General features: G+C 69.6%; 23 protein-coding genes. 15 read left to right on the forward strand and 8 right to left on the reverse strand.

The annotated features are described in order from the left end of the window. Positions 1–199 precede the first annotated feature (199 nt). The 3 genes from ACY0PA_RS26710 to ACY0PA_RS26720 are packed head-to-tail and all read left to right on the forward strand — an operon-like array spanning position 200 to position 2,902. The gene (locus ACY0PA_RS26710) at positions 200–772 is read left to right on the forward strand and encodes a hypothetical protein (protein WP_473080148.1); all 573 of its coding nucleotides are present in this window, start codon (positions 200–202) and stop codon (positions 770–772) included. 60 nt (positions 773–832) lie between these two features. Next, positions 833–2,185 carry an Nramp family divalent metal transporter gene (locus tag ACY0PA_RS26715; protein ID WP_473080149.1) on the forward strand — a complete coding sequence of 451 codons (1,353 nt, stop codon included), beginning with the start codon at positions 833–835 and terminating at the stop codon, positions 2,183–2,185. A gap of 33 nt (positions 2,186–2,218) precedes the next feature. Further along, positions 2,219–2,902, forward strand: coding sequence for a hypothetical protein (locus ACY0PA_RS26720; RefSeq protein WP_473080150.1), 684 nt, complete (start codon positions 2,219–2,221; stop codon positions 2,900–2,902). Here the strand turns inward: ACY0PA_RS26720 and ACY0PA_RS26725 are convergent. The 5 genes from ACY0PA_RS26725 to ACY0PA_RS26745 form a co-directional block, all read right to left on the reverse strand. Continuing rightward, a complete protein-coding gene (locus ACY0PA_RS26725; protein ID WP_473080151.1) occupies positions 2,890–3,084 on the reverse strand; it encodes a hypothetical protein in 195 nt (64 codons plus the stop codon). The two genes, ACY0PA_RS26720 and ACY0PA_RS26725, sit on opposite strands and share 13 nt — an antisense overlap. Before the next feature lie 97 nt (positions 3,085–3,181). Beyond that, positions 3,182–3,373 carry a hypothetical protein gene (locus tag ACY0PA_RS26730; protein ID WP_473080152.1) on the reverse strand — a complete coding sequence of 64 codons (192 nt, stop codon included), beginning with the start codon at positions 3,371–3,373 and terminating at the stop codon, positions 3,182–3,184. Positions 3,374–3,384: 11 nt separating this feature from the next. Then, on the reverse strand, positions 3,385–3,867 hold the full coding sequence (locus ACY0PA_RS26735) for a DUF5753 domain-containing protein (RefSeq protein ID WP_473086441.1): 483 nt from the start codon (positions 3,865–3,867) through the stop codon (positions 3,385–3,387). A 183-nt stretch (positions 3,868–4,050) separates the two neighbouring features. Beyond that, positions 4,051–4,476 carry a hypothetical protein gene (locus ACY0PA_RS26740; RefSeq protein ID WP_473080153.1) on the reverse strand — a complete coding sequence of 142 codons (426 nt, stop codon included), beginning with the start codon at positions 4,474–4,476 and terminating at the stop codon, positions 4,051–4,053. Positions 4,477–4,849: 373 nt separating this feature from the next. Then, on the reverse strand, positions 4,850–5,857 hold the full coding sequence (locus tag ACY0PA_RS26745) for a chitinase (protein ID WP_473080154.1): 1,008 nt from the start codon (positions 5,855–5,857) through the stop codon (positions 4,850–4,852). A gap of 178 nt (positions 5,858–6,035) precedes the next feature. Here ACY0PA_RS26745 and ACY0PA_RS26750 point away from each other — a divergent pair, with 178 nt between their 5' ends. The 11 genes from ACY0PA_RS26750 (at position 6,036) to ACY0PA_RS26800 (ending at position 15,943) form a co-directional block, all read left to right on the forward strand. Further along, a complete protein-coding gene (locus tag ACY0PA_RS26750; protein ID WP_473080155.1) occupies positions 6,036–7,085 on the forward strand; it encodes a hypothetical protein in 1,050 nt (349 codons plus the stop codon). A gap of 70 nt (positions 7,086–7,155) precedes the next feature. Continuing rightward, complete coding sequence (cpaB, locus tag ACY0PA_RS26755; protein ID WP_473080156.1) at positions 7,156–7,866, forward strand: Flp pilus assembly protein CpaB; 711 nt, start codon at positions 7,156–7,158, stop codon at positions 7,864–7,866. Between the two features lie 240 nt (positions 7,867–8,106). After that, entirely contained in the window at positions 8,107–9,702 is a 1,596-nt protein-coding gene (locus tag ACY0PA_RS26760; RefSeq protein WP_473080157.1) for a CpaE/TadZ family protein, read from the forward strand. 56 nt (positions 9,703–9,758) lie between these two features. Then, positions 9,759–10,166: a TadE/TadG family type IV pilus assembly protein gene (locus ACY0PA_RS26765; protein WP_473086442.1), complete on the forward strand. Its 408-nt coding sequence runs from the start codon at positions 9,759–9,761 to the stop codon at positions 10,164–10,166. 8 nt (positions 10,167–10,174) lie between these two features. Further along, entirely contained in the window at positions 10,175–11,512 is a 1,338-nt protein-coding gene (locus tag ACY0PA_RS26770; protein ID WP_473080158.1) for a CpaF family protein, read from the forward strand. Positions 11,513–11,546: 34 nt separating this feature from the next. Beyond that, entirely contained in the window at positions 11,547–12,494 is a 948-nt protein-coding gene (locus tag ACY0PA_RS26775; RefSeq protein WP_473080159.1) for a type II secretion system F family protein, read from the forward strand. A 46-nt stretch (positions 12,495–12,540) separates the two neighbouring features. Further along, positions 12,541–13,443 (forward strand): DUF5936 domain-containing protein, encoded by a 903-nt coding sequence (locus tag ACY0PA_RS26780; RefSeq protein WP_473080160.1) that lies wholly within the window; start codon positions 12,541–12,543, stop codon positions 13,441–13,443. Positions 13,444–13,841: 398 nt separating this feature from the next. Continuing rightward, on the forward strand, positions 13,842–14,060 hold the full coding sequence (locus ACY0PA_RS26785; protein WP_473080161.1) for a hypothetical protein: 219 nt from the start codon (positions 13,842–13,844) through the stop codon (positions 14,058–14,060). Between the two features lie 41 nt (positions 14,061–14,101). Then, a complete protein-coding gene (locus ACY0PA_RS26790) occupies positions 14,102–14,665 on the forward strand; it encodes a pilus assembly protein TadG-related protein (protein WP_473086443.1) in 564 nt (187 codons plus the stop codon). Between the two features lie 26 nt (positions 14,666–14,691). Then, positions 14,692–15,282: a hypothetical protein gene (locus tag ACY0PA_RS26795; RefSeq protein WP_473080162.1), complete on the forward strand. Its 591-nt coding sequence runs from the start codon at positions 14,692–14,694 to the stop codon at positions 15,280–15,282. 4 nt (positions 15,283–15,286) lie between these two features. Next, on the forward strand, positions 15,287–15,943 hold the full coding sequence (locus ACY0PA_RS26800) for an OmpA family protein (RefSeq protein WP_473080163.1): 657 nt from the start codon (positions 15,287–15,289) through the stop codon (positions 15,941–15,943). A 4-nt stretch (positions 15,944–15,947) separates the two neighbouring features. Here the strand turns inward: ACY0PA_RS26800 and ACY0PA_RS26805 are convergent, their stop codons facing one another. Both ACY0PA_RS26805 and ACY0PA_RS26810 read right to left on the reverse strand, forming a co-directional pair. Next, the gene (locus tag ACY0PA_RS26805; protein WP_454405151.1) at positions 15,948–17,267 is read right to left on the reverse strand and encodes a cytochrome P450; all 1,320 of its coding nucleotides are present in this window, start codon (positions 17,265–17,267) and stop codon (positions 15,948–15,950) included. 588 nt (positions 17,268–17,855) lie between these two features. Further along, positions 17,856–18,362, reverse strand: coding sequence for a DinB family protein (locus ACY0PA_RS26810; RefSeq protein WP_473080164.1), 507 nt, complete (start codon positions 18,360–18,362; stop codon positions 17,856–17,858). Between the two features lie 122 nt (positions 18,363–18,484). Here ACY0PA_RS26810 and ACY0PA_RS26815 point away from each other — a divergent pair, with 122 nt between their 5' ends. After that, complete coding sequence (locus ACY0PA_RS26815) at positions 18,485–19,273, forward strand: class I SAM-dependent methyltransferase (protein ID WP_473080165.1); 789 nt, start codon at positions 18,485–18,487, stop codon at positions 19,271–19,273. 348 nt (positions 19,274–19,621) lie between these two features. Here the strand turns inward: ACY0PA_RS26815 and ACY0PA_RS26820 are convergent, their stop codons facing one another. Next, the gene (locus ACY0PA_RS26820; RefSeq protein WP_473080166.1) at positions 19,622–19,957 is read right to left on the reverse strand and encodes a DUF192 domain-containing protein; all 336 of its coding nucleotides are present in this window, start codon (positions 19,955–19,957) and stop codon (positions 19,622–19,624) included. Between the last annotated feature and the right edge of the window lie 180 nt (positions 19,958–20,137).

The raw sequence follows: 20,137 nt of genomic DNA on the forward strand, positions 1-20,137 counted from the left end.
GGCTGTGCACTGACGGCTGAGGCGTCGGACCGACGGAGCAACGCTCCGCGGGCCCGACGCCTCACCGCGTGAGGCCCGCGATCCCGGAACAGTCGTAACCCCCGAACTCACCGGCACACAGGAGACGGCGCGCGGTGACGACGACGTTCCGCAGGGCTGAGGCTCCCGCCCCACAGGCTCGTCCGCCATACTTCGCTCCGTGGAGCAGCGCATAGACACTCAGAAGGTCACGCCCGTAGACGCCGCCGGCGCCGACCCGGCCTCCGTCCCCGGCCTCATGCCCCCGCGCCAGGCCGCGGAGGAGAACGGTCTCTCGCTGGACAAGGCGGAGCCGACGGAGCCGACGGAACCGGCGGATGAGCCGGACACGGAGCCGGAGCCGGAGTCGGTCTCCGAGACCGAGGCTGAGCCCCAGCCCGAGGCCGAGACCGAGGACGAGCCCGCCGCGGACCCGGCCGACGCCCCGACCGACCCCACCTCCGCTGACCCGGCTGACCCGTCCGACCCGGACTTCACCGCCTCCGACCGCCGAGGCTCGATCACGGCGGACGCGACCGGCGTACGCCTCCGACTCGACGACCAAGAGGCCGAGTTCCGCTGGGACGAGATCGGCGCGGTCGAGGTGGGAACGTCCCGGCGCCGCCTCACCGTCACGGTCCACACCCCGGACAGCCGCTGGTACCCGAACGACGTGGAGGCCCCGGACAAGGCGCGCGCCCAGGAGTGGGCGGACGAGCTCGACAAGGTCCTGGACGCGTACTTCGAGGACTGACCGGCACAAGTTCCCGCAGGCCCCCTTGCCCCCTGCCGCGCTTTACGCTTCCTTGACGGTATGGCGGACACCTCGGGCACCACAGGAACGGGCACCGGCACCACAGGCCTCAACACGCAACCCCGCAAGTCGAGTTGGAAGTACATCGGCCCCGGCATCGTCGTCGCCGCGACGGGCGTCGGCGCCGGCGACCTGGTCGCCACGCTGATCGCAGGCAGCAACTTCGGCTACACGCTGCTGTGGGCAGCAGTGATCGGCTGTCTGGTCAAGATCAGCCTGGCGGAGGCGGCGGGCCGCTGGCACCTGTCGACGGGCCGCACCCTGTTCGACGGCTGGGCGAGCCTCGGCCGCTGGACGACGTACTTCTTCGTGGTCTACGTCGTCGTCTGGGGCTTCGTGTACGGCGCGGCGGCGATGTCGTCGAGCGCGCTCCCGCTCCAGGCGCTGTTCCCCGACGTCTTCCCGGCCGACTGGTCGATCAAGCCGTGGGCGATCCTGTGCGGCCTGATCGGCCTGGCCTTCGTCTGGTTCAACAAGTACGCCGTCTTCGAGAAGGTCATGACCGTCCTGGTGGGCGTCATGTTCGTCGTGACGGTCTACCTGGCGATCCGGGTGACACCACACCTCGGCGACGCGTTCGCGGGCCTGCTCCCGGTCCTGCCCGACGAGAAGGACTCGGTGCTCAACACGCTCGGCCTGATCGGCGGCGTCGGCGGCACCATCACGCTTGCGGCGTACGGCTATTGGGTCAACGCGAAGGGCTGGACGAACGCGGGCTGGATGAAGGTCATGCGCCTGGACAACCGGGTCGCGTACATCACGACGGGCATCTTCGTAGTGGCGATGCTGTTCGTCGGGGCGGAACTCCTCCACGCCTCACACACGTCCATCGCGTCGGGCGACAAGGGCCTGATCGACCTGACAGCCACCCTGCAAACCCAATACGGCACAGCCACAGCGAAGCTCTTCCTGGTCGGTTTCTTCGCCACGTCGTTCACGTCCCTGATCGGCGTGTGGCACGGGGTGAGCCTGATGTTCGCGGACTTCGTGGAGCGCTACCGCCGCACCCGCGTCCGCGCGGACCGGGTATCAGTGACGGGGGAGGACGTGGCGACGGGCCAACGCGAGAAGGGCTGGCCGTTCCGCGCCTACCTGCTCTGGCTCACCTTCCCCCCGATCGTCCTCCTCTTCCAGGGCCAGCCATTCCGCCTGATCATCCTCTACGGAGTACTGGGCGCGGCCTTCATGCCCTTCCTGGCCCTGACCCTGATCTGGCTCCTCAACTCCTCCCGCACGCCCCGAGAGTGGCGCAACAGCTGGCTCAGCAACGGAATGCTGACGGTGGCGGGCCTGCTCTTCGTAGTCCTGTGCGCCCAACAAATCTGGGACCAGCCCTGGTCGGAGTTCTTCTGAGGTCTCTCCGGGCACGGGCTAGGCTCCCGCGTCATGCCGAACAAACGTGCATCGCCGCGTGACGCCGACCGGTTGTGGGGGGCCTTCGGGATTGCCCTCGTGGCCACGTTCGTCGTGTGGCTGGTGTCCTGGCTCGTCACCGGGATCTCCGAGCAGGAGGAGCGGTGCGCCCAGGGGATGATCGGCCCGGGTGGCAACTTCCGCCTGGAGGAGAGCAGCTTCCCGCCGGACGTGAGCTGCGTGTACGAGGATGGCACGACCCTCTCCAGCGCCGGCGCCGTCGTCTGGATCTTCTGGGCGGCGGTCGTGGTCCTGATGGTGTCCGGCCTGGGCGCACTCGCCCTGGAACTCACCGGCATCCGCGGCGCGAAGGCGGCGTCCCGCCTGAGCAAGCTGGCGATCACCGGCGCAGCCGCACTCGCCGCCGTCTACGCCCTCGCGTTCTTCACCACCGGCTCCCCGAAGAGCGACCCGCTCCAGACCTGCTCGGCGTTCACCACGGGCATCTACGAACGGGCGGAGTCGGTCCACCGCACGCCCTTCCCCGCGCAGACGACATGCGTCTACGCGGACGGCAAGACGCACGACTTGGTCCCGGGTTGGATGGCGACCCTGGAATGGACGCTGCTGGCGGCGACGTTCGTGTGCGCGGTGGGGGCGGTACGGGCGGGCCGCTACGCCGCGCCACGAGTGGCGGAGCCGGATCAGAGCAGGTGATCGGCCTTGCCCGCCTTGATCCCGAGGATGAGCGCGCGGAGCGCTTCGCGGGTGTCGGTGAGGCGGGTTTCTTCGTCACCGGCGAGAGAGATGTAGGCGTTGCCGTCGGCGTCGGTACCGAGGCGGAAGCAGGAGTTTCCCTCGCCGCAGAAGGGGTCTTCCCAGGTGATGGTCGTCGGCACGGTGACGTCTCCTAGGGGGATTGGAAGATTTGGGCCAGCGGACGGCCTCGGTGGCGGGGGAGGGGTGGCCCAAATCCTCCGATCATCACCGGTGGCGTCAGAGGAGGTGGTCCGCCTTGCCGGACTTGATGTCCAGGATCATCGTGCGGAGCGCCTCGCGGGAGTCGGTGAGATACGTTTCTTCGGCTCCGGCGACGGTGATGTAGGCGTTGCCGTCGGGGTCGGTGCCTAGGCGGAAGCAGTTGGCGCCCTCGCCGCAGAAGGGGTCTTCCCAGGTGATCGTCGGCACGGTGACTTCTCCTAGACGAGGTCGTCGGCGAGCGTTCGGATGAGATCACGGGACGCCTCGGGCGGCAAGGCCACCGCCTCCAGCGCACGGAACTGAGCACGGTACTTGTGCAACTGCATCGCGGAGTCGATGAATTCCGGCCCGTGGGTGGCATCGAGTTCCACGGTGTCGAGATCGGCCACTGGCCCCTCGGCGTATACGACCGACTGCCCCGCTCCGGGGAAGCCGCCGGCCTTGAACGGCACTACCCGTACGGAAACTTCAGGGCGTTCGCCCACGCTCAGGATGTGCTCCAGCTGAAGCCTGGCGACGCCGGGGCCTCCGAACTGCATACGGAGCGCTGCCTCGTGCATGGTGAGCTCGAGCCGGGGTGGATCGGCTCTGTCCAGGACTTGCTGGCGCTCCATTCGGTGAGCGACCCGTACGGCGATGTCGTGCTCGGGCAGGCGTGGAATGACGTGCTCGAAGACGGCGCGCGCGTGCTGCGCTCGCAGAAGGAACTGAAGGCGGAGGTCAGTTCGGCATGCCCGAGTTTGATACCGGAAAGGGCCATGCCGTCGAAGCCGCGCCCGGCGCCGGCCATGCCCACCATCCCGATCTCCTCCAGCTCGGCGAGCGCCTGCGTGATCCCTTTGGAGATCTGGACAAGGCCTCTGACCTGGAGGTCTTTTCCGCTGTCAGTCACGGCTCGCGTCCTCTCCGTACGCCCCCATGTCGACGGCAGTCCGATCCGGTACGACCCCTGCCACGGGCGGGAACAAGACCTCGTCACCCGGGCTTGCCACATCGAGGGCCACGCCGCACGGCACGCCCAGCGCGGGTATCACGGCGTCGAGGAGCCGGGCTCCCAGAACCCGGTCGAAAGACCACTCGCGGGCGCCCTCGCCCCTCGCGATTGCGAACCGCGCGAGTGCTGCCTCGTGGGAGAAGGCGTAGAGCCAACGGACTCCGCCGATCTCCGCGGTGAGCGGGAGACCGTCGCTGTTGCCGTCGCTGTCGCCGTCGTCGCTCAGTGGCAGGAGCAGCGCGGTGCGTCTGAACTCACCGACCAGAGCCCGGAATTCGTGACGTGCAGGCGCGGAAGATTCGTGACGTGCAGGCACGGAGGAATCGTGCGCTTCGTGTGCTTCGCGCGGGTGGGGCGCAGCGAGTGAGGCCGACGAACTCGCTTCCGTGTAATCCCGAAGTCGCGATCTCGGTATGCCCCCGGCCGCTGCGCCGCCCCCGTTGTCAGCCATGCCGGGCATCATCACATCCGAATATTGCCGAATGCAACGCGGATGTATGGCTGCGGTACTGGGATGGCTTGATTGCTCCGGTGCCGGTCGGCCAGGCCTTGGTCCTTGGCCTTTGGGCCTTGGGCAGCGCCGGGTTCGGGGTTCAACGCGCCCGCCCACACCGCAGCGCCGCCGGGGGAGCGGCGGCGCTGCGGTGTGGACGGGCGCGTGATTGTTCAGGCCGGGCCGGGGGCTGTGGTCAGAGGCCGTGTACGTGCGGGCCCACCGTCGAGGACCAGCCGTTGCCCGTCGACGCGTCCCAGTTCGTGGACCAGGTCATCGCGCCGCGCAGGCCGGGGTAGGTCTTCGACGGCTTGAAGGAGCCGCAGTTCGTGCCCTTGGTCAGGCAGTCCAGGGCCGCGTTGACCACGGACGGGGACACGTAGCCGCTGCCCGCCGCGCTGGTGGAGGCCGGTACGCCGAGGCCGACCTGGGACGGGGCCAGGCCGCCCTCCAGCTGGATGCAGGCGAGCGCGGTCAGGAAGTCGACCGAGCCCTGGCTGTAGACCTTGCCGTCGCAGCCCAGCATCGAACCGCTGTTGTAGTACTGCATGTTGACGACCGTCAGGATGTCCTTCACGGCCAGTGCGGTCTTGAAGTACTCGGCCGACGTCGACTGCATGTCTATCGTCTGCGGGGCCATCGTCAGGACGAAGCCCGAACCCGCCTTTGCGGCAATGGACTTCAGCGCCTGCGACATGTACGTCGAATTCAGGCCGTTCTCGAGGTCGATGTCGACGCCGTTGAAGCCGTATTCCTGCATCAGTGAGTAGACCGAGTTCGCGAAGTTCGTCGCGGAATTCGCGTCATTGATGGAGACCGTGCCGTTCTGGCCGCCGATCGAGATGACGACCGCCTTGCCGGCGGCCTGCTTCGCCCTGATGTCGGCCTTGAACGCGTCTTCCGTGTAGCCGCCGAGGCCCGCCGAGTCGAGCGTGAAGTCGACCGCGCCCGGCGTCGTCGTCGCGTCCGCGAACGCCACCGCGATGATGTCGTAGTCGCCCGGTACGTCGCTGAGCTTCTGGACCGTCGCGCCGTTGTTGAAGTTCTGCCAGTAGCCGGTGACGGCGTGGGCCGGGGGTGCCGCGACCGCTCCTGCGGGGTCCGCGGTGGCCGTCGCCGTGCCGGTCAGGGCCAGGGCCAGAGTGGTCAGCGCCGCCGCTAGGAATGAACGCTTCCGCGCGGGTTTTTCCGTCGCACGTGCCATTGCTGCCTCCGGTTCAGATGTGGGGGGAGGGGCAGTTGCTGGATGTACAAACTGGTCCAGACCATTTGGGTTGTCAAGACCTCTGGAATTACTGGTTCCTGGCCAGGCCGCGACGGCCGCCCGGGCAACCACCCGGTGAACACCGGGAAGTTGGGTGTTGAGCGGGCAATGCGCGGATATGGTGCTGAGACAGGAGTGCACAGAGACCGGGGGGTGTACGAGCGTGCCGACCGCGATAGCCGTGACCAGCCCTGACCTGGTCCTCGCCGCGTCCGACCGGCATACGCCATCCGCCGCCGTGCTGCATTCGGCCGAGGACAAGGGCGGCAGGGCGGAGCCGTACGACCTCGATCGCGCGATCGTAGAGATGCACACCCTGATCGAGCACCACGGCTATGTGATCGCCCTGTGTCCGGCCTCCGTGCCGGACCTGGTCGTCCACCGGCTGCACGCGGTGCGTTCCGTGCTGGAAAGTGACCGGATCGCCATCCTCCGGCCGGACCTGCCGCCGCTCGGCCTCGCCGTACTCGTGCTCCAGCTGCGGCAGTTGACCATGTGCGACTTCAGTCCGGGGGTGCTCGCCTCCGCCGCGCGGCTCCTCGCCCACTACATCTACGCCGGTGCCGTGCTGGGCTCCGTCGCCCGCCTCGACCGCGTCCCCGTCAGCCTCACGGCGCACGCCAAGTCGTGGGTGCCGGGTGCCCAGTTCGCCGTACTCGCCACCCCGCAGCCCGAACTCGTACGGCTCACCGGACCCGAGCCGCCCCGGCTGAGCGGGCCCGCCTTCGGCACCCGTATGTATTACGCCGCCGGGCAGCAGCCCACCGACTGGATCACCGGCACCCTCGCGCCCGCCTGGCAGGTGCAGGGCGCCGTCGAGACCCGGCTGCCCGCCGAGTCGAGGCGCTGGTGGGCCACCGGGAAGCCGGGAAACCCCGGAAAGCTCGCCGAGTTCGCGGCCGCCATCCCTGACATCTCCGTGCTCTACCAGCTCGTCTCGTCCGTCCGGCGCGAGGCGTGCCACTGGTGCGGCCTCGAACTCATCGGTGACCGCTGCGGCTTCTGCGCCGCGCCGCTCGCCGATCCGCCCGCCCTGGCCGCAAAGCCCCCCGGCGGCCGCGGCCGCGGCAGTGGTCTCGCGCCCGCCGCCGGCCTCACCCCCGCCACCGCCCTGGCCCCCGTCACCGGACCGGCCCGCGCCGCCCTGCCACCCGCCGCCCGATCCTGACCCCCAGAGCGACCCCCAACGAGATCCCCGAAGCGATCCCCAACGAGATCCCCACGAGGTAGTCCGGTCCATGAACTCACGTCAGCGTCGCGGCGTCATCCTGATGGTCATCTCGGCCCTGTGCGCCGTCGGCGCCTTCGCCGGGGTCCTCTCGGTGATCCGCGACATGAACTCGAAGGTGGGCCCGGAAGTGGCGGCGTACCGGCTGAAGGACGATGTCGCGCCCTACAAGGAGCTGACCGCCGACCGGTTCGAGAAGGTCGAGATGCCCGAGCGGTGGCTCTCGAAGACCGCCGTCACCAGCCTCAGCCAGATCCGCGGCAAGATCGCCGTCACGACGCTGAAGAAGGGGTCCCTGCTCCAGACCGACATGATCGTCGCCCGGCCCCGACTCAGGGACGGGCAGCAGGAGATCGCCATCATGATCGACGCGGAGACCGGGGTCGCCGGGAAGATCACGCCGGGGTCGAAGGTCAACATCTACGCCACCTTCAAGGCCGCCAACGAGAAGGCCAAGGACCAGTCCAAGGTCATCGTCGAGAATGCGGAGGTCATGGACGTCGGCAAGCTCACGCCCATCGACGAACAGGGCGGCGACAACGGCCGGCGCCGGCAGGGCGAGGCCGTGCCGATCACGTTCGCCCTCAACCCCGCCGACGCGCAGCGCGTCGCGTACGCGGAGTCGTTCGCGACCCACGTCCGGCTCGCCCTCGTCGCCGCGGGCAGCGACGCGGCCGTCCCGCCGGGCGACCGCTCGTACACCCTCGACGAGGACAAGTAGTCCAGCGACAAGTAGCCCAGCGACAAGTAGCAGAGCGACAAGTAGTCCAGCGAAAAGCAGACCAGCGACAAGTAGTCCACCGACAAGTAGTCCAGCGAAAAGCAGACCAGCGAAAAGCAGACCAGCGACAAGTAGTCCACCGACAAGCAGTCGAGCGAGAAGTAGTCCAGCGACAAGCAGACCAGCGACAAGCAGACCGGCAAAGCCGACAAATAGACTCAGAGAGGAGGCGAGCCGCCTGTGAGCATCCGTATTCTTCCCGCGGTGGGAGAGCTGGACGCCGCCCGGTCCCTGGTCACGCTGCTCGGGCAGCTGCCCGACGCCGAGCCCGCGCCGCCCGTCGCCGACTCCACCGCCCTCCTCGACACCCTCGCCCGGCTCGCCGCCGAGTCGCTCGACGAACTGCCCGAGGTCGTCCTCGTCCACGAGCGCATCGGGCCCGTGCCCGCCCTCGAACTGATCCGGGACCTCGTCCTGCGCTTCCCGGCCGTCGGCGTCGTCCTCGCCACCGCCGACACCAGCCCCGCCCTGCTCACCGCCGCGATGGACTCGGGCGCGCGCGGCATCGTCGGGTTTCCGCTCGGATACGACGCGCTCGCCGAGCGCGTGCAGGCCGCAGCGTCCTGGTCCAGCGGCATGCGCAGGCACCTCGGCAGCGGCGCCGAGCTGGCGATCACGGCCGGTACGTCCGGCGGCCGCGTCATCACCCTCACCGGCGCGAAGGGCGGCGTCGGCACCACCGTCACCGCCGTCCAACTCGCCCTCGCCGCCCAGGCGTCGGGCCGTTCGGTCGCGCTCCTCGACCTCGACCTCCAGTCCGGTGACGTCGCCTCGTACCTCGACGTCCAGTTCCGCCGCTCCGTCGCCGACCTCGCCGCCATCCGCGACATCACCCCGCGCGTCCTCCAGGACGCCGTCTTCACGCACGAGACCGGCCTCGGCCTTCTGCTCGCGCCGTCCGACGGCGAGCGCGGCGAAGAGGTCACCGACCGCGTCGCCCGCCAGGTCGTCCAGGCGCTGCGCAGCCGCTACGACCTCGTGGTCGTCGACTGCGGTACGCAGATGGCGTCAGCGAACGCGGCGGCTGTCGAACTCGCCGACCAGGCCGTCCTGTTGGTCACCCCCGACGTCGTCGCCGTACGCGCGGCGAAGCGCATGATCCGTATGTGGGACCGCCTCCAGATCCGTAAGGCCGAGGAGACCGTCACCGTCATCAACCGTCACGCGCGCGGCTCCGAGATCACCGCGTCCCTGGTGGAGCGCGTGACGGGCACCCGGGTCGCGCGTGCCAGCGTGCCCGCCGGGTTCAAGGAGCTCCAGGGCGCGGTCGACGCGGGCCGTATGCAGGACCTCGACAGCCGGTCGACGGTGAAGCAGGCGCTGTGGGGGCTCGCGGGCGAGCTCGGCCTGGTCGACGCCGCCGCGCCGGAGTCCGGCCGCCGCGCCCGGCGCCGCGGCGGCGACAAGGGCGCCGTCACCCTGGAGTTCGCGGGCATGTTCCCGCTGCTGCTTGTGGTGATGGGCCTGCTGTGGCAGTGCGTCCTGTACGGGTACACGTACTCGCTCGCCGGGAACGCGGCGGACGAGGCGGCCAGGGCTGCGACCTCCGCCGAGGCCGGGACGGGCGACACGGCGGGAGCGTGCCAGACCGCCGGCGAGAAGAATCTGCCCGGCGCGTGGCAGGGCGCCGCCATCACCTGCGTACCCGACGGGTCGGTGATGAAGGCGACCGTGCGCGTCGAGGTCCCGGTGTTCTTCCCCGGGATCGACGCCGGGTGGACCGTCCAGGGCGAGGCGGGCGCCGCGAGGGAGGACGACCAGGGGGGCACGCCGTGAGGCGCCGGCGCTCGGGCGGCGCATGGGGCCGTCTCCGGCTGCCCACTCGGACGGGAATCGACGGCACCCGGCGCCCGCGCACGGAAAACGCGCCCCGCCGCAGCCTGCGCACCGACGACCGAGGCGTCTCCATCCTGGAGTTCGCCGGCTTTCTGCCGTTCCTCCTGCTCATCGGCATGGCCGCCATCCAGCTCGGCCTCGTCGGATACAGCGCGAACCAGGCCGGTTCCGGCGCCCGGGCCGCCGCCCGCGTGCAGTCCCAGGGTGGCGACGGCACCGGCGCCGGGCGGGCCGCGATGAGCGGCTGGCTCGACGCGGACATCGACGCCGGGGGCGGTGGCGGCGACACGACCACCGCCACCGTCACCGTGCACGTCCCGGTCCTCGTCCCGTTCCTGGACGACCGGTGGGACATACAGCGCACCGCCACGATGCCGAACGACCGCGACCCGGAAGGGGGTTGAGCCGGAACATGAGCCTGCGATCACGGGTGACGGTCCGCGAGGAGCCCGGCCCTGCCCGCGACGACGGCCTCGTCGCCGTCTACCGCGCGAAGCTCCTGGAGGAGATCGACCTCGCCGAGATGTCGTCGCTCGCGGCGGCCGACCGGCGGGTCCGTCTCGAACGCGTCCTCGGCCACATCATCAGCCGCGAGGGCCCCGTCCTCTCCTCGTCCGAGCGCAGCCAGCTGGTCCGCCGCGTCGTCGACGAGGCGCTCGGACTCGGCGTACTGGAACCTCTCCTCGCCGACGCGTCCATCACCGAGATCATGGTCAACGGCCCGGACGCGATCTTCGTGGAGCGCGCCGGGCGCGTGGAGCAGCTTCCCCTGCGCTTCGCCTCGCAGGAACAGCTCATGCAGACCATCGAGCGCATCGTCTCCACGGTGAACCGGCGCGTCGACGAGTCGAACCCCATGGTCGACGCCCGCCTGCCCACGGGCGAGCGCGTCAACGTGATCATCCCGCCGCTGTCCCTCACCGGCGCCACCCTCACGATCCGCCGCTTCCCGCGCGCCTACACGCTGCCCGAGCTGATCGGCCTCGGTTCGCTCGACGAGCAGATGCTGATGCTGCTGTCCGCGTTCGTCCGCGCCCGCTTCAACGTCATCGTGAGCGGCGGTACGGGCTCCGGGAAGACCACGCTCCTCAACGCGCTCTCCGGCCTCGTCCCACCCCACGAACGCATTATCACCATCGAGGACTCGGCCGAACTCCAGCTCCAGCAGGACCATGTGATCCGCCTCGAATCGCGGCCCCCGAACGTCGAGGGCAAGGGCCAGATCACCATCCGCGACCTCGTCCGCAACTCCCTGCGCATGCGACCCGACCGCATCATCGTCGGCGAGGTCCGCGGCGGCGAGACCCTCGACATGCTCCAGGCCATGTCGACCGGCCACGACGGCTCGCTCGCCACCGTCCACGCGAACGCCGCCGAGGACGCGCTCATGCGCCTGCAGACCCTCGGGTCCATGTCCGAGGTGCAGATCCCGTTCGAGGCGCTCAAGGACCAGATCAACTCGGCCGTCGACGTCCTCGTCCAGCTCACCCGGCACGCCGACGGCTCGCGCAAGGTCACCGAGATCGCCCTGCTCGTCTCGCACGGCCGCGAACAGTTCAGGATCTCGACGGTCTCCCGCTTCGTGCCGCACCCCCTCGGTCACGACCACCGCGTGCGCGGCACCTTCGAACATCTGCCGCTGCCGCGCCGCGTGGCCGAGCGCCTGTACGCCGCGAACGAGCCGGTCCCGCCGGCGTTCGGCGTGCTGGACGGCATCGACGGACGCAACACGAGGGAGGCCATCGGATGAGGACCGAGCGACCCGTCGGCGAGGGGGGCGGATCATGAGCGACCGCGCCCTCATCGCCCTCGGCGCCACCATCCTGACCTGCGCACTCGCCGTCGCCGGCCTCCATGCGTACGCGTCAGGGCGCGCCCAGCGCCAGGCCCTCGTCGACCGCCTCGACGGCCTGTCGGGCGCGGGGCCGCACGGCGCCTCCGGCCGCGTACGGCGCTTCGCCACCGTCGACCGCAGGCTGCGCCGCACCCGGCTCGGCCGCGCCATCCATCTCCGCCTGTCCGCGACGGGGCTGGACCTGACGGCGGGGGAGTTCTTCACGTACGTACTCGCCGTGGTCGTCGCCCTCTGGCTGATCGCGTCCGCCGCCCTCGCGCCCTTCTTCGGGCCGATCGCCGGGCTCGTCGGCGTGTGGAGCGCGGTGATCTTCCTCAACTGGCAGCGGCAGAAGCGCATCGAGGCGTTCATCAACCAACTCCCGGACGTGGCACGCCTCCTGGCCAACGCCACCGCCGCCGGGCTCGCCCTGCGCACGTCCCTCGCGATGGCCGCGGAGGAACTGGAGGCGCCCGCGGGCGAGGAGCTGTCCCTGGTCGCCGACCAGCTCGCGCTCGGCCGCACCATCGACGACACCCTCGGCGAGCTCGCCGAACGCCTGCCGTCGCGCGAACTCGTCGTTCTGGTCACGACCCTCGTCCTGGCCAACAAGGCGGGCGGCTCGGTCGTGTCGTCCCTGAGGAACCTCACCCAGACCCTGGAGGACCGCAAGGAGACCCGGCGCGAGATCCGCACGATGCTCTCCGAGGTCAACGCGACCGCGTTCACCGTGCCGCTCCTCGGCCTCGGCTCGCTGCTCCTGATCAACTCGTCGAACGAGGGCGCGCTGGCCAGAGTGACGGGATCGCCGGTCGGCCAGGCACTGATCCTCGTCTCGCTCGGCCTGTACGGGATCGGGTTCTTCGTGATCCGCCGGCTCGGGAAAATCGAGGTCTGACATGGGCGTCCGGCATCCGGCCTACGGCAAGCGAGGCAGGTAGGTCATGAGTACGGGTCTGATCGGGCTGCTGCTCGCCCTCGCGATGGGCCTCGCGGTCCTCGGGATCTTCCTGGGTATCCGCATGTACCGCGCGGAGGCCAAGCTCCCCGGCGATCTGGCCATCGCCCTGGAGGTCGGTGCGACGCGTGTGTCCCCCGCCGGATCGGCGGTCGACCGCCTCGGCATGCGATTCGCACCCCTCGTCCTTCGGGCCATGGGGCCCCGCCGCGTCACCTCGAAACGCCGCAAGATCGACATGGCGGGGAACCCGGGCGGCCTCACCATCGACCGCTACGCCGCCCGCCGCGCCGTCTACGGGATCTTCGGCGTCGTCCTCGGCCTGGTCTTCCTCACCAACGGCCAGACCCTGTTCGCCGCCCTCACGCTCGCCTTCGGCCTCCTCGCCGCGGACGGTCTGATCTGGCAGGCCACACGCGAGCGCAAAGAGGTGATCGACCGCACGCTCCCCGACTTCCTCGACGTCCTCGCCGTCGTCGTCAGCGCGGGCCTCGGCTTCCGGCAGGCGCTCGACCGGGTCGCCGAGAAGTACGAGGGGCCGTGGGCCGACGAGTTGCGCATTACGCTCCGGCAAATGGACATGGGCGTCAGCCGGCGCCAGGCGTTCGACGAACTGCGCCGCCGCAACGCGTCCGAACAGGTCGCCCAGTTCGTCTCCGCGCTTCAACAGGGCGAGGAACTCGGCTCACCCATCGCCGAGACCCTCATCCAGATCGCCACGGACATGCGACGCACCGACGCCCAGAACTCCCGCCGCCGGGCCGCGAAGACGATCCCGAAGGCCACGATGGTCACCCTTGTCTTCATGCTCCCGGCCACGATGATCCTCATCGCGACTGGCATGTTCCTCGGATCCGGGTCCAACTTCGGCTCGATTCTGGGACGTTGAAGGACTGCGGTGTAAGGCATCGACTGGTTACAGTGGTCTGAGCGATTAGTTGGCAGTTGCGAATTTGGCAACTGCGGACGACTCGCTGACGGGGGATCACATGTCATTCGAAGGAGACGGTCAAGTATCGGGGCGTCCCCGCCGAGCTGGTCACCACGGGCAACTGGACCGTCAACCTCCGCGACACCACCCTCGGCGCGCAGGCCGCCCGCGACCTGCGTGGAGTCGTAGTGGCGTACGACGGGCGGTGAGGGGCATGACAGGAAGCGACCAACTTCCGGTCAAGCGCGCACCGTTAATGTGCGAAACACGGCACAGAGGGTTGCAGTTCCCGTACGTTGCGTATGGTGCCCGGGTGGTTCGGGGCGGCGAAGTCGTGCGGGAACGAAGGGGAAACCGTGCTGAAGGAACGCGTACTCGGGGTGTGGGTGAAGTGGACCGTGACGGTGGGGGACCGCGTCCGCGGGCGGGAACGGGATTCCGGGGCGGGGTTTGTGGAGTATGCGGGGTTGATGATTCTGATTGCCGGGATCTTTACGTTGATCGATCAGTTGGGGTTGGACGGGTTGATCTCCGGGGCGATCGGCGACGCGGTCGACCGGGTCATCGGCGGCTGATCATCGCGCGGCTCTCCGGAGATCGCGGTCAGACCCTGCCCATCTACATCTGGCTTACGGCGATCCTGCTCTTCGCCGCCTTCGCGTTCTTCGCATTCGCTCAGGCAGCCTCCGCGCGCAACGGTGCCCAATCTGCCGCGGATGCGGCCGCTTTGGCAGCTGCCCAGGACTCGAGGGACGAATTGATGACCGGACTGGGGAAGGCCATCGGCACGGGCGACGGCTGGCTGGACTGGCTCGCGGGCGACAAGTTCACTGGCGACGGGGCCCGGGGCGCGGCGGACGACCTGGCTGCGGGCAACGATGCGCGCGTCGTCGGGTTCGGGCCGTCTGAGGTGAACGGTTATCCGGGCTACTGGGCGAAGGTGGAGGCCAGCGGCACGGTCGGCGATTCCGTCATTCCCGGTACGGAGTCGAAGCACGCAACGGCCGAGGCCACTGCTGTCATCGAACCGCGCTGCGAGATAGCTCCGTCCGCCGATCCGGAAAAGGTCGTGGAATTCGACTGCGACGGTGGCGATTCCTTCGATTTCGACCCGGATGACTTCGAGGTGGGCGATCTGCCCGATCCCTCCGTCCTCTTCTCCGTACACCTGGCCGACTGACACATCACGAGAGGGAAGCCGCAGCAATGAATCTTCGGCGCACCATGACGACCCGCCGGGCACTGGCTGCGGTGGCGATCACTTCAGGGCTGGTCCTTACGGTGGCCGGCTGTGGCGGCAGTGATGACAACGGTGGTCCCAAGGCCGAATCCTCGTCGTCGGCCCCCGTGGGAAAGGGGAGCGACGACAAGCAGGACGCGTCGCAGGCCCCGTCCACTGACAAAGTCCTGGCGGAGAGCAAGGGCGGCGACGTCTCTGTCGCGATCAATTCCGCGACACGGGACCAAGGCGGGTTCGTGACTGTCTCGGGAACCGTGCGCAACGACGGATCCGGCTCATGGCTAGGAGCCGATTGGCAGAGCGACGAACGAGAACTCGCCGCCAACGGAGGGTCATTGTCCGGCGCGAGTCTCGTGGACGAGCAGGGCAAGAAGAAGTACCTCGTCCTGCGGGACACCAACGGCCGATGCCTCTGCACGAAATTCAGCCGACTCAGGTCCGGGGAGAGCGCCACCTGGTTCGCCCAGTTCCCGGCGCCCCCGGAAGGCACCACAAAGGTCAGCTTCCAAGTAGGTGCCATGCCCCCCGCCGCCGTAGAAATCTCCGAGGGCGAGTAACCCCATGCCCCTCACCCACCGCCTCGTCACCCTCACCACCGTCGCCCTGATCACTCTCAGCGGCAGCGTCGCGTACGCCGATGACACGGATCCCTCCGGTGCTCCGCCCGGGAGTACCACCACCTCCCCGCCCCCGGAGGTCGACGCCAACAGTCCGGGGCTGAAGCTCGCCGACGGCGCCACGCTCGCGCCGGCCAAAGTGCTCGACATCAAGTCCGTCGTCGAAGACCTGTCCGGTGACGAGTGGCGCGAGGACACCAACCAGGACGTGAAGTTCGCGCTCCAGGCCGAGGTGCTGTTCCCGAAGGACAGTGCAAAGCTCAATCCGAACGCCAAGTCCCGGATCCAGGCCATCGCCGACGAGATCAAGGCGCAGAACGCCACGAACGTCCGCGTCTTCGGCTTCACGGACGACCTCGGCTCGTACGCGCACGGGCTGACGCTCTCGAAGAAGCGCGCGGAGGCCGTGCACGACGAGCTGGCGGCAGCCCTCGGTTCACAGGACCAGGACGTCACGTTCGCGGTGCGCGGCTACAGCGAGGACTACCCGATCGCCGACAACAACAGCGAAGAGGGCCGCAAGAAGAACCGCCGCGTGGAGGTGTCGTTCCCGAAGGGGTCGGCCGCGGACTCGGCCGGCTCAACCGGCTCGGGCCAGTAATCCGTTAGCCGAGCCGGACCGGCAGTGAGTCCACCCCGTACACGATCGACAGTTTGCGGAATTCCAGGTCGCGGGGCTCGACGGCGAGCTTCAACTCCGGGAAGCGGCGGACCAGTTGAGGGAAGGCCGCGCGGAGTTCCATCTTGCCGAGTTCGGCGCCGATGCAGCGGTGGATGCCGTAGCCGAACGCGAGGTGGGAGCCGGTGACCTGGCGGGACGGGTCGAAGCGGTCCATGTCCTCGCCGAGGCGCGCGTCGCGGTCGGCCGCGCTGAGGGAGACGAGGACTATGTCCCCGCCGGATATCTGGACCCCGCCTATCTCGACGTCCTCGCGCGCGAAGCGCGGGAACGCGGTCTGGACGACGGTCAGATGGCGCAGCAGCTCGTCGACGAAGGGCGCGGCGACGGCCTCCGGGTCCTCCGCGTCGCGCAGCGCCGCGAAGTGCTCGGGGTTCTGGAGCAGGATGAGCGTGCCGAGCGCCAGCATGCTCGCGGTGGTCTCCAGGCCGCCGGTGAGGACGCCGTCGGCGAGGCCCGTGAGCTCCTCGTCCGTGATGGAGTCGCCGTATTCGCGTACGAGCATGCCCAACAGGCCGTCGCCGGGGTTGCGGCGCTGCTCGGCGACGATCCCGCGCAGGTAGTCGAGGGACTGCGACACGGCGCTGAACGACGCGCCCGCGCCGCCGAACACGTCGAAGCGGGCCACGGAGAACTGCTGGAAGTCGTCCCGGTCCTCATAGGGGACGCCGAGCAGTTCGCAGATCACCAGCGCGGGCACCGGCATCGCGAAGTGCTCGACGAGATCCACGGCGCCGTCGCCGTCCGCCGCCTTCGCGAGGTCGGCGAGGCGCTCCTCGACGATGGCGTGGATACGGGGCGTGAGCCGGGAGAGCCGGCGCATCGTGAACTCCGGCGTCAGCATCTTCCGCAGCCGGGTGTGGTCCGGCGGGTCGGTGAAGCCGAGCCCGCCCGGGTTCTGGTCGTCGGTGACGCCGGTGTTGCCGACCAGGTTCCGGAAGTCGTTGCTGAAGGCGGACCCGTGGCCGAGTACGGCCTTCGCCTCGTCGTAGCCGGTGACCAGCCAGACGGTCATGCCGGGGATGGGCAGCCTGCTGACCGGCTCCCGGTCACGCAGCTCGCCGATCTCGGCCACCGGGTCGAGGCCCTCGCGGCGCAGCGGAAGGAGCGCGGCGTCGGGCAGCTTCGAGAGGACGGAGAGGTCGAGCCCGCCCTTCTTCCGGAGCCGGGCGAAGTAGAGGCGGGTGAGCCAGGCCGCTATCGCTGAACGGGCAGAACGAACGGAGCGGAGGGAACGATCGGACATGTGCTCGCATTTCGGCGCGGGACGGACGGTGCCGTTACCTGTGTCGGGCAGCGGTGCCCGGAGCGGATCCGCCCAGGGTACGTGCAGAAGCCCCGTGGGCCGAGGCCGGGCGGACGGTGGCCTCCCCCGCCCACGTCAGAGGGCCGACCGTGAAGCGGGCGGGAGTTCGTGCAGAGCCGGGCGACGGCACGCGGCAGCCGCCCGACAACCCAGCGCCCGGTCTCGGTCGGAGCCCGGCGACGATCGCGCCGCCGCCACCCACAAATGCCGCCGCCACCCGCAAATCCAGCCCCCGACACCCCCCGATCACGCCGCCGCCACACGCAAACCAGCCCCCGACACCCCCCGATCACGCGGCCGCCACCCACAAATGCCGCCGCCGCCCGCGAATCCAGGCCCCGACACCCCCCGATCACGCAGCTGCCGCCCCGCAAATCCAGCCCCCGACACCCCCGATCACGCAGCTGCCGCCCCGCAAATCCAGCCCCCGACACCCCCGATCGCCCAGCTGCCGCCCCGCAAATCCAGCCCCCGGCGACCCCGATCGCCCAGCCGCCGCCCCGCAATCCATCGCCCGGCACCCGACGATCACGCCCGGGACGTCCCCTGGTGATCGCCCGCCGCCCCGTCGATCAGTTCCCGCAGGATGTCGATGTGGCCAGCGTGCCGGGCCGTCTCCTCCAGCATGTGGATGAGCACCCACCGCATCGACACCTTCTTGCCGTCCCACGACGTGCCGGTCTCCTCGAGCCCGACCTCGTCGATCACGGCGTCGGCCGCGGCCCGCGCCCGGCCGTAGAACGCGGTGATGCTCTCCGTGGACTCCTCGGGGCCGACCCGCAAGTCGTCGTCCGTCTCCGGGTCGAACCACAGAGGCTCCACCGGCCGCCCGAACGTCTCGCAGAACCAGCCGTACTCGACCGACGCCAGATGCTTGACCAGGCCGAGGAGGCTGTTCCCCGACGGCGCCATCGGCCGCCGCACCTGCTCCTCGTCGAGGCCCTCCAGCTTCCAGAGCACGACATCGCGGTGCCGGTCGAGCGCCGCCAGCAGACTTTCCTTCTCGCCCCCGGTGTAGGGCACGTGGATTCCCATGCCGGGGAACGTAGCAGCGCCCGCCGACAACACACCCTCCCGAGGAGCGCCGAAGCAACGGGCGGCGCGGCCAGTACAAAAAGCACGTGCCGTCGCGGGAACGGCGCTGCAAACATGGCCCCATGAGCGCACCCCCCACCCACGCCGGCCGCCCCTTCGACGAGCTCGTCACGGAGGCGGCCGCCGCGCCCGTGGAGGGCTGGGACTTCTCCTGGTTCCAGGGCCGGGCCACCGAGGAGCGGCCCTCCTGGGGTTACGCGCGTGCCATGGGCGAGCGCATGGTCCGCGCCTCGGCGGGGCTCGACCTCCAGACCGGCGGCGGCGAGGTCCTGGCCTCCGCCCCGAAGCTGCCGCCGCTGATCGCCGCCACCGAGGGCTGGCCGCCCAACGTCGCCAAGGCCTCCGCGCTGCTCGCCCCGCGCGGCGTCGTGGTCGTCGCCTCGCCGGAGGGGGCGCCGCTGCCGTTCGCCGACGGCACGTTCGACCTGGTGACCAGCCGCCACCCCGTGAAGGCCCCGTTCGCCGAGATCGCCCGGGTGCTGACGCCCGGCGGTACGTACTTCGCGCAGCACGTCGGCCCGAGCAGCGTCTTCGAGGTCGTCGAGTTCTTCCTCGGCCCGCAGCCGGAGGAGGTCAGGAACGGCCGTGACCCGGAGGGCGAGCGCGCCGAGGCCGAGGCGGCCGGCCTCGAAGTCGTCGACCTGCGCGCCGAGCGTCTGCGCGTCGAGTTCTACGACGTCGGGGCCGTCGTGCACTTCCTGCGCAAGGTGATCTGGATGGTCCCGGGCTTCACTGTCGAGGCGTACCGGCCGCAGCTCCTGGAACTGCATGAACGAATCGCGGAGGAAGGGCCGTTCGTCGCCCACAGCACCCGCCACCTCATCGAGGCCCGCAAGCCGATCGCAGGGTGATTCATGGCAATTGGTGTGCAAGCGGGCGGAGTTCGGGGCACCTTTGCCAGGCCCTCCGTCCAACCGATCCCGCATCGTTATCGACAAGGGCTCGCTACACGTGTCACCGTCACATAGGTTCAGACCAAGGTAATTCGCGTAAGCAAAGCTGCGCGGCGGCACCGTGCAGCGGAGGGGGCTGCGCGGTGCCGCATGCCTCCCCCTCATCTACGGTCACTGGACCTCCCGCGATCACCGGACCATCCCGCGAGACGCGAGACGCGAGACGCGAGACGCGAGACGCGAGACGCGAGACGCGAGACGCGAGACGCGAGACGCGAGACGCGAGACGCGAGACGCGAGACGCCGTCACCGCCCCAGCACCGTCACCCGCGCCCCCGGCCGCACTCCCCACCGGGCCATCGTCCCCGCCTCCGACTCCAGGACACGCCGGGCGCGCAACCGGGGGAGGCCGATCCGGCCCGGCCGCATCGTCCGCACGGCGAGCACCGTGCCACGCCGGTCCAAATACGCCACATCTATGACGAAGCGCATCCCCAGGGTGTGTACGCTTGACGACGACGTCAGCAGGAGCGCGCCGTTCACCCCGTCCCGGCCGAGCAGCCCGCGTCGCCGCGCCCGCCCCGACTCCGCGATTTCCAGCGGCAGTTCGGCCTCGAGTCCCGGCACGGTGAAGGTCGCCATGGGTGCGCAGCCAACCTCCGGGCCGCTCCGGCGTCAAGCCCGCGTTCATCGCGCGACTCACCCATGAGGGGGACGCCCCGCGCGGGCCGCAAGCCAGGAAAAACCGTTGCGAAACCCTGCGCGAAGCGGCCGGAAACATACCTCCAGCCGTTGCCGGGCGACTTCGGAGAGTAGTTGTGG

This window comes from Streptomyces sp. DS1-CR2 (assembly GCF_055760475.1).